This is a genomic window from Pseudomonas sp. BRG-100 (assembly GCF_000737955.1).
Lineage (GTDB): Bacteria > Pseudomonadota > Gammaproteobacteria > Pseudomonadales > Pseudomonadaceae > Aquipseudomonas > Aquipseudomonas synxantha_A.
In genome coordinates this window covers 3,084,075-3,100,235 of sequence record NZ_JPRX01000001.1, presented here as the reverse complement: position 1 = coordinate 3,100,235, position 16,161 = coordinate 3,084,075, and the positions used below count along the sequence as shown (strand labels likewise).

The 16,161-nt window shown below is 56.4% G+C and carries 9 protein-coding genes; all 9 read left to right on the top strand.

From position 1 onward, the window contains the following. The first annotated feature begins 37 nt into the window (after positions 1-37). The 9 genes from JH25_RS13650 to JH25_RS13670 all read left to right on the top strand — a co-directional run bounded on the left by JH25_RS13650 (position 38) and on the right by JH25_RS13670 (position 16,150). Positions 38-1,759 (top strand): ShlB/FhaC/HecB family hemolysin secretion/activation protein, encoded by a 1,722-nt coding sequence (locus JH25_RS13650; RefSeq protein WP_005783598.1) that lies wholly within the window; start codon positions 38-40, stop codon positions 1,757-1,759. Between the two features lie 30 nt (positions 1,760-1,789). Then, positions 1,790-10,828, top strand: a complete 9,039-nt coding sequence (locus JH25_RS0127185) for a two-partner secretion domain-containing protein (protein WP_081883315.1) — start codon at positions 1,790-1,792, stop codon at positions 10,826-10,828. Then, on the top strand, positions 10,825-11,202 hold the full coding sequence (locus tag JH25_RS13655; RefSeq protein WP_081088332.1) for a hypothetical protein: 378 nt from the start codon (positions 10,825-10,827) through the stop codon (positions 11,200-11,202). Before JH25_RS0127185 ends, JH25_RS13655 begins: the two co-directional genes overlap by 4 nt. Before the next feature lie 762 nt (positions 11,203-11,964). After that, on the top strand, positions 11,965-13,350 hold the full coding sequence (locus tag JH25_RS13660) for an IS4 family transposase (protein ID WP_032878488.1): 1,386 nt from the start codon (positions 11,965-11,967) through the stop codon (positions 13,348-13,350). Between the two features lie 45 nt (positions 13,351-13,395). Beyond that, positions 13,396-13,755, top strand: a complete 360-nt coding sequence (locus JH25_RS0127180) for an Imm63 family immunity protein (protein WP_050549373.1) — start codon at positions 13,396-13,398, stop codon at positions 13,753-13,755. A 155-nt stretch (positions 13,756-13,910) separates the two neighbouring features. Then, on the top strand, positions 13,911-14,756 hold the full coding sequence (locus tag JH25_RS13665; protein ID WP_236648046.1) for a DUF637 domain-containing protein: 846 nt from the start codon (positions 13,911-13,913) through the stop codon (positions 14,754-14,756). Next, complete coding sequence (locus JH25_RS28670) at positions 14,704-15,144, top strand: hypothetical protein (protein WP_164699478.1); 441 nt, start codon at positions 14,704-14,706, stop codon at positions 15,142-15,144. The genes JH25_RS13665 and JH25_RS28670 overlap by 53 nt, the downstream gene beginning before the upstream one ends. A 32-nt stretch (positions 15,145-15,176) precedes the next feature. Beyond that, a complete protein-coding gene (locus JH25_RS28090) occupies positions 15,177-15,548 on the top strand; it encodes a hypothetical protein (RefSeq protein ID WP_236648044.1) in 372 nt (123 codons plus the stop codon). Positions 15,549-15,757: 209 nt separating this feature from the next. After that, on the top strand, positions 15,758-16,150 hold the full coding sequence (locus JH25_RS13670; RefSeq protein ID WP_177327404.1) for an SMI1/KNR4 family protein: 393 nt from the start codon (positions 15,758-15,760) through the stop codon (positions 16,148-16,150). Positions 16,151-16,161 lie beyond the last annotated feature (11 nt).

Here is a 16,161-nt window from a genome sequence, read left to right as displayed (position 1 = left end):
GTTAGTTTCGCGGCCCTTGATTTTCGATGGATCGAACATGTCTTCGTTATTGCCACGGACTCGGTTTCTTCTCTGCACGTTCCTGCTCACCTGCCTGAGCCTGAACAGTGCATCCGCCGCCCCCACGCCTGGCGATCAGGACTTGATCCGCGACCGGCAGAATCGCCTGCTCGAAGAGCAGCAGCGGCGTCTGCAGGAACTCCAGGACCTGCCCGGCAAAGCGGAAAAGCCCCAAGCCCCGGCAAGCCCTGCCGACACTCGGTGCTTCCCGATCAAAACCATCGAACTCAAAGGTGCCGACAGCCTGCCGGCGCCCGAGCGCGAGCGCCTGCTCAAGCCCTACATCGGCCAATGCCTGGGCGTGTCGCAGCTTAACGATTTGCTCAAAACCATCACCGACTACTACCTCGGCAAAGGCCGCGTTACCAGCCGTGCCTACCTGCCGCAACAGGACCTTTCCACCGGCCACCTGCAAGTGCTGGTGGTGGAAGGCAAACTCGAAGCCTTGCGCAGCGCCGAAGGCAGCACAGTGACCGACCGCGAACTGGCCATGGCCTTTCCCGGCAAGGTCGGTGAAGCGCTGAACCTGCGTGAAATCGAGCAATTGGTGGACCAGCTCAACCGCCTGCCGTCCAAACAAGCACAGATGGAGCTCACCCCCGGCAAGCAGATCGGCGGTAGCGACGTGGTGGTCAAGAACACCGCGCAAAAGCCCTGGCGCGCCAGCCTGTCGCGCAACAACGACGGGCAGAAAAGCACCGGCGAACAGCAATGGGGCGCTGGCCTGGAGTGGGACAGCCCACTCGGCCTGGGCGACCAACTGATGCTGCGCGGCGGCCACGACGCCATCAGCGACCACCAGAAAACCTCGAAAAACACCATGCTCTACTACAACGTGCCATGGGGCTGGTGGAACTTCAGCTACACCTACAGCGAGAGCGACTACCGCACCTACGGCATCGCCGACGGCTTCAAATACAAGCAGGACGGCGACAACCAGAACCACCAACTGCGCGCCGAGCGTGTGATCCACCGCGATGACGTCAGCAAGACCTCGGTCAACGTCGGCCTGGCGCACCTGCGCACCAACAACTACATCCTCGACGTGCGCACCGCGCCCAGCAGCAACCGCCTCAGCGAACTGCAACTGGGCGTCAACCACGGGCGGCGCATTGGCAGTGCCTTCGTCAACCTGGACCTGGGCATGCAAAGCGGCATCGGCCTGCTCGACGCCCAGGCCCAAGACGAGCGTGACCCTGCGGGCCGTCGCCAACCGAACTCGCGCTACCGCAAATACACCGCCACCGTCAGCTACCTGCAACCGTTCAGCCTGTGGGGCGAGTCGTTCAGCTTCAGCAGCCTGGCCACCGGGCAACGCAGTGAAGACCCGCTGTTTTCGCCGCAGCGTATGAGCCTCGGCGGCTCGGCCTCGGTGCGCGGTTTCAAGGACCAATTGCTGACCGGCGACAGCGGCGGCTACTGGCGCAACGAAGTGCGCTGGGCACGCCCGGTGACCCTCGACTGGATGCGCCCGGCCTTCTTCGAATACGGCGCCAGCGTCGGTTACGACCAGGGCGTGATCCGCAACGACCGCTATAACGACAACGTTCATGGCCGGGTGTCCAGCAACTCCCTGGAGCTGTTCGCCCGTGGCAAACACGTGAGCACCAGCGTGACCTTTGCTCATTCGTTAGAAAGACCCGGTGTAGTCACCGAGCGCGAAGCGCCGATCTACTTCCGCATGGATTTTTTCCTGTAATTCAACGCCCCGCTGCATGAGAGCCTGACAATGGATGTTCGCCAATTCGCCTTCCTGGCCCGCCAACCTTCTGCCGCCCTGAAGCGCCGGGACGCGTTCTTCGGCCTGCCCAAGCGCGGGCTGGCGTTGATCCTTGCCAACGCACTGTTCTGGCAGCCGCTGCTGGCCCAGGCCGAGGGCATTGTGGTCAGTGCGCCGGGCACCACCGTAGGCGCGGCGGGCAATGGCGTGCCGGTGGTGAACATCGCCACCCCCAATGGCGCGGGCTTGTCTCATAACCAGTTCAAGGACTACAACGTCGGGCCCAACGGCGTGATCCTCAACAACGGCAACGGCGCCATGGTCAACACCCAACTGGGCGGGATCATTGTCGGCAACCCCAACCTCAAGGGCGGCGCGGCGAACGTCATCCTCAACGAAGTCAACGGCGGCAGCCCCAGCCAGTTGCGCGGCTACACCGAAGTGGCGGGGCAGTCGGCCAAGGTCATCGTGGCCAACCCGTACGGCGTGACGTGCAGCGGTTGCGGCTTTATCAACACCCCCAACGTCACCCTCACCACCGGCAAACCGGTGCTCGACGCAAGCGGTCAATTGCAGCGCTATGAAGTGGATGGCGGCGCCGTGACCATCGACGGCGAAGGCTTGAACGCCAGCAACGTCGAACGCTTCGACATCATCACCCGCTCGGCCAAGATCAACGCACAAATCAACGCCCGCGAACTCAACGTGATTGCCGGGCGCAACGACGTCGATGCGCAAAGCCTGAAAACCACCGCCCGTGCCGACGACGGCAGCGCCAAGCCCGAGCTGGCGATCGACTCCTCGGCCCTGGGCGGCATGTATGCCGGCGCGATCAAACTGGTGGGCACCGAGGCCGGTGTGGGCGTGAAGCTCGACGGAACCCTGGCCGCCAGTGGTGGCGATATTCAGCTCGACGCCAACGGGCGCCTGAGCATGGCGCAGGCGGCGGCCACCGGTAACGTCAAAGTCACCGCGCAAAACGTCGACCTCACCGACAAGGTCTACGCCAACGGCAATGTGCAGGTCACCAGCGCCCAAGCCTTGGTCAACCGCAAGAGCATCGCCGCCGGCCAGCGCATCGATATCAACGCGGCCAGCGTGAACAACCCCGGCATCATCGAAGCCGGCGTTGCCGCCGATAACAGCCGCAACACCACGGGCGACCTGGTGGTGAACGCGCAAACCGTCACCACCAGCGGTAACCTGCTGGCCAGCCGCGCCCTGGCGATTACCGCCGCGCAAGCGCTGACCAACCAGGGCGCGATCATCCAGGCCAAGACCGTCGAGGTCAGCAGCGCCAAACTCACTAACCAGGGCGCCACTGCGCGCCTGTTCGGTGAGCAGAGCCTGGCGATCAACTCGCCGGCCATCGTCAACCTCGGCGGCTTGATCCGCTTCGGCGAAGGCCAGGCCGCCACGCTCAACAGCGCATCGCTGGACAACCGCCAGGGCCGTATCGAAATGGCCGGTGGCAGCATGGTGCTCACCAGTGCCGAGCTGAACAACAGCGGCGGGCAAGTCATCGCCAACGACCTGACCGTCAACGCCGGCACCCTGAACAACCAGAACGGCGTGCTGGTGGGCAAAACCGCGACCGTCAATGCCAGCGATCTCGACAACAGCCTCAAGGGCTTGATCCAGGCCGACGGTGGCGCACTCAACCTAGCCGTTTCCAACACCTTCAACAACAATCAGGGTTTCGCCCAGGCCAGCACCGATCTGAACGTTACTGCCGGTACCCTCAGCAGCAACGCAGGCGGCGTACTGAGCGCCGACACCGGCAAGCTCACCCTCACCGCCGCGCAACAGCTCAACAACGCCCAGGGCCGCTTGCAGGCCGGGCAGGGCGATATCGAACTGCACGCCGCCCACCTGGATAACCAGAGCGGCACGATTGTCGGCAAGCAACTGCTGCTCGACGTGGCTGGCGGCGATATCGACAACCGCGCCGGGCGCGTGTTGGGCGACCACCTCGACGTGCGCGCTTCCGGCCTCGACAACCGCAACGCCGGCCTGCTGGCCGGTGGCGCCCAGGGCGTAAGCCTGCTGCTCAAGGGCCCGGGTCAGTTGCTCAACGCCCAGGGCCGCATTCAGAGCGAGGGCCTGCTGCAGCTGCAAGGCGAGCGCTTCGACAACAGCGCCGGCATCCTGCTGGGCCAGACCGTCGACGTCACCGCACAGACCTTCAACAACAGCAACAAAGGCGCGCTGGTCAGCGATGGCGGTGACGTTGTGCTCAAGGTCAGCGACCTGCTGACCAACGTCGGCGGCCAGATCGACGCGGGCGAACGCAGCGTGCTGGTCAAGCAACTCACCACCCTCAACAACGACGGCGGCACCCTGCGCGGCAAGCGCCTGGACATCGCCGCCCAGCACCTGAACAACGACAACGGCCAACTGCTGGCCGGCGCCGAAGGCCTGAGCTACAGCGGCCAGGATGTGAGCAACCGCAAGGGCCTGATCCTCAGCGGCGGCGCCCTCACCGAGTTGAATACCACCCGCCTGGATAACCAGGGCGGCACCGTGCAAGGCGACAGCCTGACCGTCACCGCCAACAGCGTCGACAACGGCAGCGGCGGCCTGATGGCAAGCCTGGTCGGCAACCTGCAACTGACCGTCGAAGCCCTGGCCAACCGTGGCGGCAAACTGTTCGGCAAAGAACAAGTGACCGTCAGCGGCGCCAGCCTCGACAACAGCGCGGGCGGCCAGGTCAGCGGCAATCAGATCAACCTGACCTCACGCGACACCCTCACCAACCAGGGCGGTTTGGTCGAAGCCAACCAGGGCCTGGCCCTCACTGGCGGCAACCTCGATAACAGCGCCAACGGCCAACTGCGTGCCCTGGGCGGCGCCAGCAGCCGCGTCAACCTCAGCGGTGCGTTGAACAACCAGAACGGCACCCTCGAATTCGGCAGCCAGGCCTTCAGCCTTGACGCCGCCAGCGTCAACAACCAGAACGGGATGCTGCAACACGCCGGCACCGGCCTGTTCCACCTCAACACCGCCAGCCTCTCCGGCAGCCAGGGCAATATTCAGGGCATGGGCAGCGCCGACTGGGCATTCGGCAACGTCGATGGCCTGGGCCGTGTGCAACTCAACGACGTGCTCACCTACAAGAGCGACCAGGGGCTGGCCCTCAAGGCCGGCGACCGCATGGCCAGCGCCAAGGGCTTGATCCTCAACGTGGCCAGCCTGGACAACGGCGGCGAACTGCTCAGCGACGGTGACATCAGCATCACCACCGGCGATATCACCAACAGCGGCCGCGTCTCGGCCCTGCAAACACTCACCGTCGCCGCCAGCAACCTCAGCCAGAACGGCGGCCGCCTGGCGGCCAACAATACCCGCCTGACCCTGGGCGGCACTCTGGACAACCTCGGCTTCCTCACCGCCCGCCAGCAACTGGATATCGCCGCCGCGCAAATCAACAACCGTGGCACCCTCGGTGCCCAGGGCGCGGTGAACCTCACGGCGGTCAACGGCATTACCAATGCTGCCGATACGCTGCTGTTCAGCGGCGGCGACATGACCTTGCGCAGCAATGGCTTCAGCAACAGCTATGGCGATGTCTACAGCAAAGGCAACCTGAGCTTCGCCGCCCGCGATGGCGGGCGTGCCGTGCTGTTCAGCAACCGTTCCGGCACCGTGGAAAGCGAAGGCTCGATCGGCATCAATGCAGGCTTTATCGAAAACGCCAAAGACGCATTCGAACTCGGGCAAACGCTGACCACCGGCAGCTTGAGTTGGATCTGTGGCCAGCACTGCGGCGAGAGCGACAACTGGGAACGCGGCGAGATCACCATCTACGAAACGTACCTTGAGGCGGCGACCAAGGACTCGGTAGCGGCACGCCTGGTGGCTGGCAAAAACATGTTGCTGCAAGGCGACAATGTGCAGAACCGCTACAGCCTGATGGCCGCCAATGGCGACCTGAGCATTACTGCCGGTGACCTGCTCAATCAGGGCGCCGCCACGCGCACGGGCCAGCGCAAGCTTGTCATCGGCACCCCAGGTCACGTCTCCGACGATTTGTTTGAACGCATGCAATATGTCGACGTGCCCGCGTTCAATGCGGCCACGGCGGCCGGGAATTTCGACAAGGCGCGCTTCGAAGAACTCAAAAGCCGCTCACCCAATAGCCTGCCGTTCGCCTACGCAAGTGACGTCACCACCTGGACCAACAACAGCGGCCCCGGCTACGACGCCACCCTGCAAGCCGGCGGCACGGTCAACCTCAACGTCGCCCGCACCCTGCAAAACGGCACGCTGCACAACAACACCCTGGCGCAGTTGACCGGCACCCTCGGCGACGACCAGACCGGCATCCCCGTCGGCGGCATCAACATCAACCTGAGCAAACACGCCAACGACCCGAGCGCCCAGGCGCCCGGCAGCGTACTGCCCGTGGTGGGCGTGGCCCCCGGTGGCGGCTTCGTACCGGTGGACTACACCGGCACCGCCTTCGCGCCGGTCGACCCCACCAGCTCGCCGACCTTCCAACTGCCCAAGGGCGAGTACGGCCTGTTCGTCAAAAACGCCGACCCCACCAGCCACTACCTGATCGAGACCAACCCCGAATTCACCTCGGCGTCGGGCTTCTTCAGCTCCGACTACATGCTCGGCAAACTCGGTTTCAATTCCGACAATGCCTGGCGCCGCCTCGGTGACGGCCAGTACGAAACCCGCCTGATCCGCGACGCCGTCCTCGCGCAAACCGGCCAACGCTTCCTCGCCGGCGGCCTGTACAGCGACGCCGACCAGTTCCGCTACCTGATGGACAACGGCCTTGCCAGCAAAGACGCGCTGCGCCTTAGCCTGGGCGTGGCCCTCACCGACCAGCAAGTCGGCGCCCTGACCCACGACATCGTGTGGATGGAAAACCGCGTCATCGACGGCCAGACCGTGCTCGTGCCGGTGCTGTACCTGGCCCAGGCCGACTCGCGCAACGTGCGCGGCAACAGCCTCATCCAGGGCCGCGACCTCAACCTGGTCACCGGCGGCGACCTGATCAACGTCGGCACCCTGCGCGCCAGCAACAACCTCTCTGCCATCAGCAGCGGCAGTATCTACACCGGCGGCCTGGTCGAAGCCGGCAACAACCTCAGCCTGCTGGCCCAGGACAGCATCCGCAACGCCATGGCCGGCGAAATCCGCGGCAAACAAGTCAGCCTCACGGCGCTCAAAGGCGATATCACCAACGAAACCACCGCCATCCAGGTGCGTGACGGCGCCGGTATGCGCACCCTCACCGACACCAGCGCTGGCACCATCGTCGCCCGCGAAAACCTCGCCATCGACGCCGGCCGCGACCTCACCAACCGAGGCGCCCTCACCGCTGGCAAGGACGCTAACTTAACCGCCGGCCGCGACCTCAACCTCATCGCCGCCAGCGACACCAGCGTCAAACACGAGACCCGCGACGGCGGCGAGAAATCCAGCATCACCACCGACGTCAAAAACCTCGCCGCCAGCGTCACGGCGGGCGGCAACCTCAACATGCAGGCCGGCCAAGACGTCAACATCATTGGCAGCAATGCCACCGCCGGCAAAGACCTCACCATCGCTGCCGGCCGCGACCTCAACGTCGCCTCGGTCAGCGACATGCACAACGTCGAGGGCAAGGAAAAGGACGGCAAAAAACGCATCAAGACCTCGGACGACCAGACCACTCAAGTGGCGAGCGTGCTGACGGCGGGTGGGGATTTTGTCAGCCAGGCGGGGCGTGATACCACGATTGTGGCGAGCAGGATCAGTGCGGGGAATGAGGCTTATCTGTATAGCGGGGATAAGTTGAGTTTGTTGGCGGCGCAGAACAGCACCTACAGCCTTTACGACATGAACGAGAAGGGGGGCTGGGGCGCGAAGAAGACCAAGCGTGATGAGGTGACCCACGTTATAAATGTGGGGACTGAGATCAAGACTGGTGGTGATCTGTCGCTGGTCAGTGGCGGTGATCAGTTGTATCAGCGGGCCAAGCTTGAGAGTGGTAAGGACCTGGCCATCACCAGTGGCGGCGCAGTGACCTTCGAGGCGGTCAAAGACCTGCATCAGGAGAGCCACGAGAAGAGCAAGGGTGACCTGGCGTGGACAAGCGCCAAGGGTAAGGGGAATACCGACGAGACATTGCGTCAGAGTGAGTTGGTGGCGCAGGGTGAGTTGGCGATCAAGGCGGTTAACGGGCTGAAGATCGACATTAAACAGATTGATCAGAACACGGTTAGTCAAACGATTGATGTGATGGTCAAAGCAGACCCACAGTTGGCTTGGTTGAAAGAAGCCGAGAAGCGTGGGGATGTGGATTGGCGGCATGTGAAGGAGTTGCACGACTCCTTTAAATACAGCCACTCCAGCCTCGGCCAAGGCGCAATGCTGGCAATTATCATCGTTGTCACCGTGTTGACGGCGGGAGCGGCCAGTGCGCTAGCTGCTTCGGCAGGTAGCGCTGTAGGGGCCGGCTCCACTATGGCTGCCGCGACAGCCGCTACCGCTGCGACGTCGACCACCGCAGCAGTCGCAGGAACTGCAGCAGGGTTGGGCAACGTCATCGCGACTGCCTCGTTGACCTCGCTTGCCAGTACCGGCGTCGTCAGCACCATAAACAATAAAGGCAACTTGGGGGCCGCATTCAAGGAAACCTTCAGCAGCGACAGCTTGAAGCAGTCACTGATCGCGGGCGCTTCTGCGGGCTTTGTGAATTACGCCAGTGGCAATTGGTTTGGCGCGCAGAGCGACCCTGTAACTAACAAGGTAAGTGGACCAAGCGTCGTACCCCATTGGAATGACCCCGCAGCGATTGGCCGTTTTGGAACGATTCAATTGGCTGGCGGTGCCGTACGCGGAACGCTCTCTGAAGCTCTTGGACAAGGCAGCTTCAAGGATGCAATGAAGGGTAGCCTTTTCGATGTAATGCAGGCGACAGCGTTCACCGGCGTTGGTGATTTTGGTAATGCCTTCAAACTTCAAGACAGCGGCCTGAGCAAAACTGCACTGCATGCTGTTGTAGGTGGTTTGCTTTCAGAAGCAATGGGCGGCGACTTTAAAACGGGAGCGATGGCTGCGGGTGCTAACGAAGCCCTTATTGTGGCGTTGGATAAGTCGCCTTTGCTCAGTGGCAATGATCCAGCGGAACACGATCGTCTGGTCAATGCGGCTTCGAAGCTGGTGGGATTGCTCGCTGCCGCGAGTGTTGATGGCGATGTCGCCATGGGCTCGGAAATCGCCGGGAATGCACAGTCATACAACCGCAAGTTGCACGTTCAAGAAGAGAAACGACTGGCCCAAGAGGCCAAGAGTTTAGATGCCACCAAAGGTCAAAGCCGATCTGGTTTTGAGTGGGATGCGCTCCTAACGTTTGTTGCCGGAGGCGAGGTCGATCAGAAAACCAACAATGAGCTTCAAGGGATTCTGGCCGGTTACGGTCCTTCTAACCCTGAAGGGCAAGCATTAGGTGACGACCTGACTGTTGCGCGGGGAGTTATCACCAAGCTGCAAAACGAGAAAGTCCTGCTGACCTGGGGAGATGGCAGCCCCATTGTTGCCAACGGGGATCAGGTCGTTGCGTTCAAGTCCACAGAAAAGCAGTACAAGGATTCGCTGCTGTTCAATCCTTCAAGTAACACAACCTACAACAACGAACCTGGTGGCATGGGTGTTGTGCCTGATGCGTGGTCCGAGCAATACGGAGAGCGTACGGCTATCACGAAACTCCCTGAGATCGCCGCGCTCAGTTCTGACGCCGCCTCCCAAGCAGAGCAAATAGACCGGCTACGTGTTTTGGCAAGTGGTGGCATTAATTCAGATATTGATCTCAAGCTGCTTGCTGAGCTTATGCCCATAGGTGGAGTAGGCAAGGGAGCATTGTTAAGCGCAATCAAAGAGTTGGCAGCGCGCGACGCATTAGCGGTTAAAGGTACGGAGGCTATCGCTGGCAAGGCTGCAGAGACTGTTGCCGGAAAGGGTCTTGAGTCAGCAGCTGGTAAAGGCTTGGATGCGGCGGCGGGTAAGGGGACTGAACAGTTTGCCAACCAAGCACAGGCCAAATTAGCAGGCTATAGCCCATGCTGTTTTGCAGCCGGGACTATGGTCGCCACCCCTGATGGTGAACGAGCCATTGACGCGCTCAGGGTGGGCGACGTCGTCTGGACCAAACCTGAAGAAGGCGGTGAGCCGTTCGCGTCGAAGGTCTCAGCAACCCACATTCGCACGGATCAACCGATCTATCAGTTGACGCTTGTGAAGAACGGCAGTGCCGGTGAAGGTATCACTGAGACTCTGCAAGTGACGCCGGGTCATCCGTTTTACGTGCCGGCGCGCAAAGGCTTTGTGCCACTTATAGAGCTCAAGCCGGGTGATCAACTGCAGTCGTTGGGGGATGGGGCGACGCAAGAGGCATCGATTAAGGTGATTTCTGTTGCGCTACTTCAGCCTCAAGGTACGACCTATAATTTAACTGTTGATATTGGGCATACGTTTTACGTTGGAAAATTAAGCACCTGGGTCCATAACACGGGTCCATGTTATAGCTGTAGTGGTGGAGTCTGCTCAATACGGAACGATGCGGATACGGCTAGCGTCACTAGTCCAGATGCTCCATATAATCCTCATAGTGCTCGCAGTGAGCTGGAAGCTAGTCATGGAAGTGAAAATGTCATATCAACTACCGTACCGCCTGCGGATGGCCGAAATGTGTATCTTGCGGGTCAACGTCATCCAGTTACTGGCATAGTATTTGATAACAGGGGTTTCCCGATATTTGATGATATTGTTGCGTTTGACACTCGGTTGCCGACCGAGGTATTTAACTCTGCTAGCTATAGACAACAAATGGGTCTCGCAACCCAAGATCTATCGAATGCTATACATAAAGGGCAGGTGAGCAGTTCTGGGTTTACAGCTAAACAAATGCAACAAATAGAAGCGGGGAAAAGTAAAATTGATGGATACACGTGGCATCATCACCAAGATAGCGGACGGATGCAGCTCGTTCCGGAGTTGATTCACAGCAAAACTGGACACATAGGTGGTGAAGCTATGGGGGGCGGAAAGTGATTATAGAAAAAACTGAGCGTTACAGTGATGAGCTTTTAGGGTTTGTAATTACCTGTCTGTTCTGCGAGGCTATTGATAGATCAGAGTTACAATCGTGGTGCGCAGGATTTTTAGGGGCGGAGGGAGCTCCAGATTTTTTATATGATTTGATTGAGTTTGATGAGCCTATTTTCAAGATCTACAAAGTAATTGGCTATGTTCCAAATTGGAGTCACTCTAAAAACGAGGAATATGCCTTATATGGAATAGCACTGCTCCGTGGCACGGTACCCTACGATATGCCGCTTTCGGCTGCCGAAATGTTGGACGAACTAGCCCGGTTGCCAGCGATACAGCATATGTTTCGTAAAGTATTTCCAAGTGTTGTATTTTAAAAGGTAGGATAGATTTTTTTGGGTTAGAGATGAGGGTGTGTTAGCAATAATGTGGAAATGAAAAAAGGAGACTGAAAAAAAGGGGAAGAATTTATTTAAGTTAGAGTTGAAAAAAACCTATTAAATAAATCTGTCCCCTTTTGTTCGTGCCGCCTGCTCTGCTTGTAAATTATGGAGCACTGTACGATAAGTACCGCCCAGCAATTGAGTCGGAGAAAAAGCGTGAAAATTAATAAATGGCTTTTAGTAGTATTATTGTCGGCCTTGGCTGGCTGCGCACCTTCCCATTCCAATTGGGAAAATGGAATGAATCTATGGGTAGGTACTCATTTCGATTCCCACCTTTACAAAGACTGCACTCGAGGATGTGGCGACTCATATTGGTCGCCTGTAAATAAAAATAAGACCTTTGATAAGGTTGTTGATGAAAACGGAGGCAGGCGGTATTACATAACTTGGATTAGAGATTGCCGATATTCGGTTTTTGTCGCTGCGGATCGGCTAATAAAGTCATGGAGATACGAAACTTCTAACGTAAAAGGATGTTATGTCGTTTAACTGCTGTTTTAAGGGTAAAGAAAAGAGAGAAAAGGGGGCGGATTTATTTAAATTAGAGTTTAAAGGTGCATTAAATAAATCAGTCCCGAATGGCACTTCCTTAACAGCTAACCAGCTGATATGAATAAAGAAAAATGAAAAAAGGCCGTCCTTGGTCTACGGTGATAGTTGCGAACACACACCACTCGAACAAGGACAGCCCGCGTGAATCGTAGACGTCAAATCGTCAGGTATCAACAGCAGCGCATTCAGCAGCACGCCAAAAACAGCAACGCCCATGCATTCTTTAAGCTGCTAGCCGATCCGGCGCTGCTACATCGTGCCGAGTCAGTGATGCCCAAGCATCGTCAACGCTTGTTCCCGCCGACTGAAACACTGTCGATGTTTCTGGCTCAAGCCATGAATGCCGACCGTTCTTGTCAGAAGGCCGTGAATGATTTTTCGATCAGACGTTGCTGCGATGGGCTAAGCCCCAGCAGCGTGTACACCGGCGCTTATTGCAAAGCACGGGCGCGGTTACCGGTAGAGATGGTTTCAACATTGTTGCGCTCCACGGGATCAACGATGAGTAATAACGCGTCACCATCCTGGCGCTGGATGGGGCGTCCGGTGCGCCTCGTAGATGGCACCACAGTGGCCCTGCCAGACACTGCGGCCAACCAAGCTGCCTATCCGCAGTCGCGTGGTCAGAAAGCAGGACTGGGTTTCCCCATCTGCCGTTTGGTAGGAATCATTTGCTTGGCCAGCGGTGCTGTTTTAGATGCCTCGCTGGGGCGCTTTCGAGGCAAAGGTGGCGATGAACAGACGCTACTCAGGACGATGCTCGACACTCTGAATCGAGGCGACATTGTGTTGGGCGATGCCTACTACGCAACGTACTTTCTGCTGTGCGAACTGCAACGTCGTGGGATCGATGGCGTGTTCGAGCAGTATGGCGCCAGGCGGCGCAGTACCGACTTTCGGCTCGGGCAATCGCTGGGGCCGGAAGATCATTTGGTTGAGCTGACAAAACCTGGGAATCGACCTTCCTGGATGAGCCAAACTTATTACGACGATGCGCCTGAAACACTGACAGTGCGTGAGCTGAAAACCGGCGGAAAAATCCTGGTGACCACTTTGAACTGCCCGCAGCAAGTCCCCAAAGCGGGGCTCAAATCACTATACAAAGACCGTTGGCATGTTGAGCTGGATCTGCGCAATATCAAAATAACGCTGGGGCTTGAAACGTTGAGCTGCAAGACGCCTGGCATGGCTGTAAAAGAGTTGTGGGTGTATCTGCTGGCGCATAATTTGATTCGGATGATCATGGCCAAATCAGCGCTATTAGCTGATTGCTTGCCACGCGAGCTTAGCTTTAAACATAGCCTTCAATTATTCCTTGCGATGCAGCAGTACAGCTCCGACGAACAGGACGATAGGGTGCAGGATTTACTCAAACTGATCGCCAGAAAACGTGTCGGAAACCGGCCGGGACGGATTGAACCTCGCGCCATAAAACGAAGGCCCAAGCCGTACCCGATGCTGATGCAGACGCGCTCGGCGGCAAGGGCCGAGGTCAGGAGAAATGGACACCCGAAGAAGGTTAAGTAAGTGCCATTCAAATCAGTCCCCTTTTGTTGAGAAGAACGAATTAGTATGGTTTCCAATTTCGGTGAGCTGCAGAAAACCGTGAGTTTGATAGGCGCTAAGTTGGGAGCGCCTAAGTCTATGCTGTTGGTTAGAGAGAGCTCCCCCGAAGATGGTACTCCTCACGTGGAGTTTAAAAGTGAGGGTTTTGAATATGTCTCCTCAGAAAGAGGTTATGAGATTTTCAGAAAGCACACGCATTCGCTGGATGAACTTCTCTTTTGGATAATCAGTCGTGTAGCTTTCAATATGGCGGTAGATTACGAGCTCTCCCATCGTGTTGCCGGAAAAGACTCCAGAAGAATGATTTTTGAAAAGTACCTCTCGGAACTTAGTAGGATTAATAAGGAATGGGGAAAAAGCGTCTGATGAAATCGAGGCGGTACTGCTCGCCGCTCCATTTTCAGATAGTTGAAGTCGATGGGAATGATCAGGAAAGGTTAAGGGTTTGAGAAAAGGTGAGAGAAGGAGACAGATTTATTTAAATTAGAGTTGAAAAGCATATTAAATAAATCTGTCCCCTTTTGTTCATTGATGTGATGGTCAAAGCAGACCCACAGTTGGCTTGGTTGAAAGAAGCCGAGAAGCGTGGGGATGTGGATTGGCGGCAAGTGCAGGAACTGCATGATTCGTTCAAGTACAGCCATTCCAGCTTAGGCCAAGGAGCCATGCTGGCGATCATCATCGTAGTGACAGTTTTGACGGCTGGGGCCGCAAGTAGCGTCGCGGGCGCTGCTGCGGGTGCCAGTGCCGGGTCTGGTACGGCAATGGCTGCGGCAGGCAGTTCGGCTATGGTCTCAGCTGGTACGGCGGTTGGGACCGCAGCAGCCGGTTGGGGCAACGTTATGGCAACTGCTGCGTTAACTTCAGTTGCCAGTGGAAGCACCGTCAGCTTCATCAATAACGGCGGAAACATCGGTGCAACTTTTCAAGACATTACGTCAAGCAAAGCCTTGAAGGGGTATGCAACTGGGGCGTTAGCTGCAGGTTTTACCGCTGGCGTGCTTGATCCTGCGTTTGGTGTAACTGGCGACAACGTCAATCACATTACAAAGGGGTTTGACCTCAGTTCCGCGTCTGACATCGGTAGGTTTGCCGTCTATTCGGGGGCGCAAGGAGTTGCCCAAGCAAGTTTAAGCACTGCTATTCAAGGCGGTAGTTTTGGAGACAATCTCGGTAGTTCCCTGCGGTCGCAGTTGCAGAGCACGTTGCAAGCGGTCGCCTTTAACGCTGTAGGCGATTACTCGAAAGGCCAAAAATGGTCAGAATCGGGGCCTCAAAAAATCGCTCTGCATGCATTGGTTGGCGGGCTTTTGAGTGAAGCTGGCGGCGGCAGTTTTGCTACCGAGAAAGGGGACAGATTTATTTAAATTAGAGTTGAAAAGCATATTAAATAAATCTGTCCCCTTTTGTTATATTGTTCAGGACGAATCAGGCCGGTATTGGCTGCAAGGGCAAGGTGGGGGGAAAATTACCCCTTCAGGTTCTTACGATTTTGTCACATTGCCGGATGGGACTATCAAGGTAAGCCGCCCAAATGTGAATGAGCAATTTTCAACCCATCTGGGGCTTAGCGGGGGTGGGGAAGTTAAATATGCCGGCTCTATACGCTTTGGTAATAATGACGGTCCAGAGCGAGGAAAAATATCAAGATGGGATAATAGCTCCGGTCATTATCAGCCACCTGCTACCCTAAAGGCTAACTCTGGGTTACCGGAAACTCATTTAATCCAAGGAAATAGTTTGGTATGGATTTAAGATTGATATCACTCTGTAAAGAGTTGGCGAAAATGACTTCTGATCAGGCGGCAGCTTGGATATTGAGCCGGTACCCGCTTGCTTCAGATAATTGGGGTGAAGCTTTATTACTCCTTCCTCATAGATCTTGGAAAAAACCAGAGCAGAAACGTTTAGCGGATTATTATTTTAAGAAAATTCCGTTCTCTAGCGCTAGAGGATATGAAGCATTCGCGTCAATTATGCCAGTTAAGTTAATGGTTGCATGCATTAACGATGCATTGCCCAAAGATCCTAGCAGGCTCGAGTTATTGTTTTATCATCTTGTCCCAGTGCTTAAGCGTTTTGCAAAGAATGATGCAGATCGAAAAATTGTTGAGACTTTCCTTTCGGCTTTTTCGATAAATTTGCCAAAAGATAATTGAGAGAAAAAGGAGGCGGTTTGTTTGATCTTGCTAGAGAAGTGAAAAAAAGGGAGCGGGAAAAAAGGGAGCAGATTTATTTGAATTAAGGTTGAAAAATCTATTAAACAAATCTGTTCCCTTTTTCTGATTTCCGGATCGGCATTAGGGTGGAATACATCGTGCTGGAGGTGTGGCCAGAGATTTTTTCAGATAAAAAGTAGGGGGTGAAGGTGGACATTAAAACTTTTTTGAAGAGTAAGAAAGAAGAGCATTTGCTTGATGGCTTGGCTGCTGTAGATGATGTCAGTCTTAATGCAATAAAGGTAGGGCAGAAAAATGCTCCTGATGATTACTTGGAGTTTTTGCAGGAGTTCGGAAGTGGGGAAATTGAAATAGCCGGATTTATGCTTTATAACGGCCTCCTAGAAGCAAGTGATATTTTTGATGATGAGACTGCGGCGCAATTCGAAAGTGTTATGATTTTTGGTGATGATATGCAGGGGCGATGCGTCGGTTTTGATAAAAATCATAAATGGGCTGTAGTGGAAATAGACTCTGCAGATATGAGTGTTAAGAAGTTATGTGAAACATTTTCTTTGTTTGTTTATAGTTTGTTGAGGTGACTCTGAAGAAA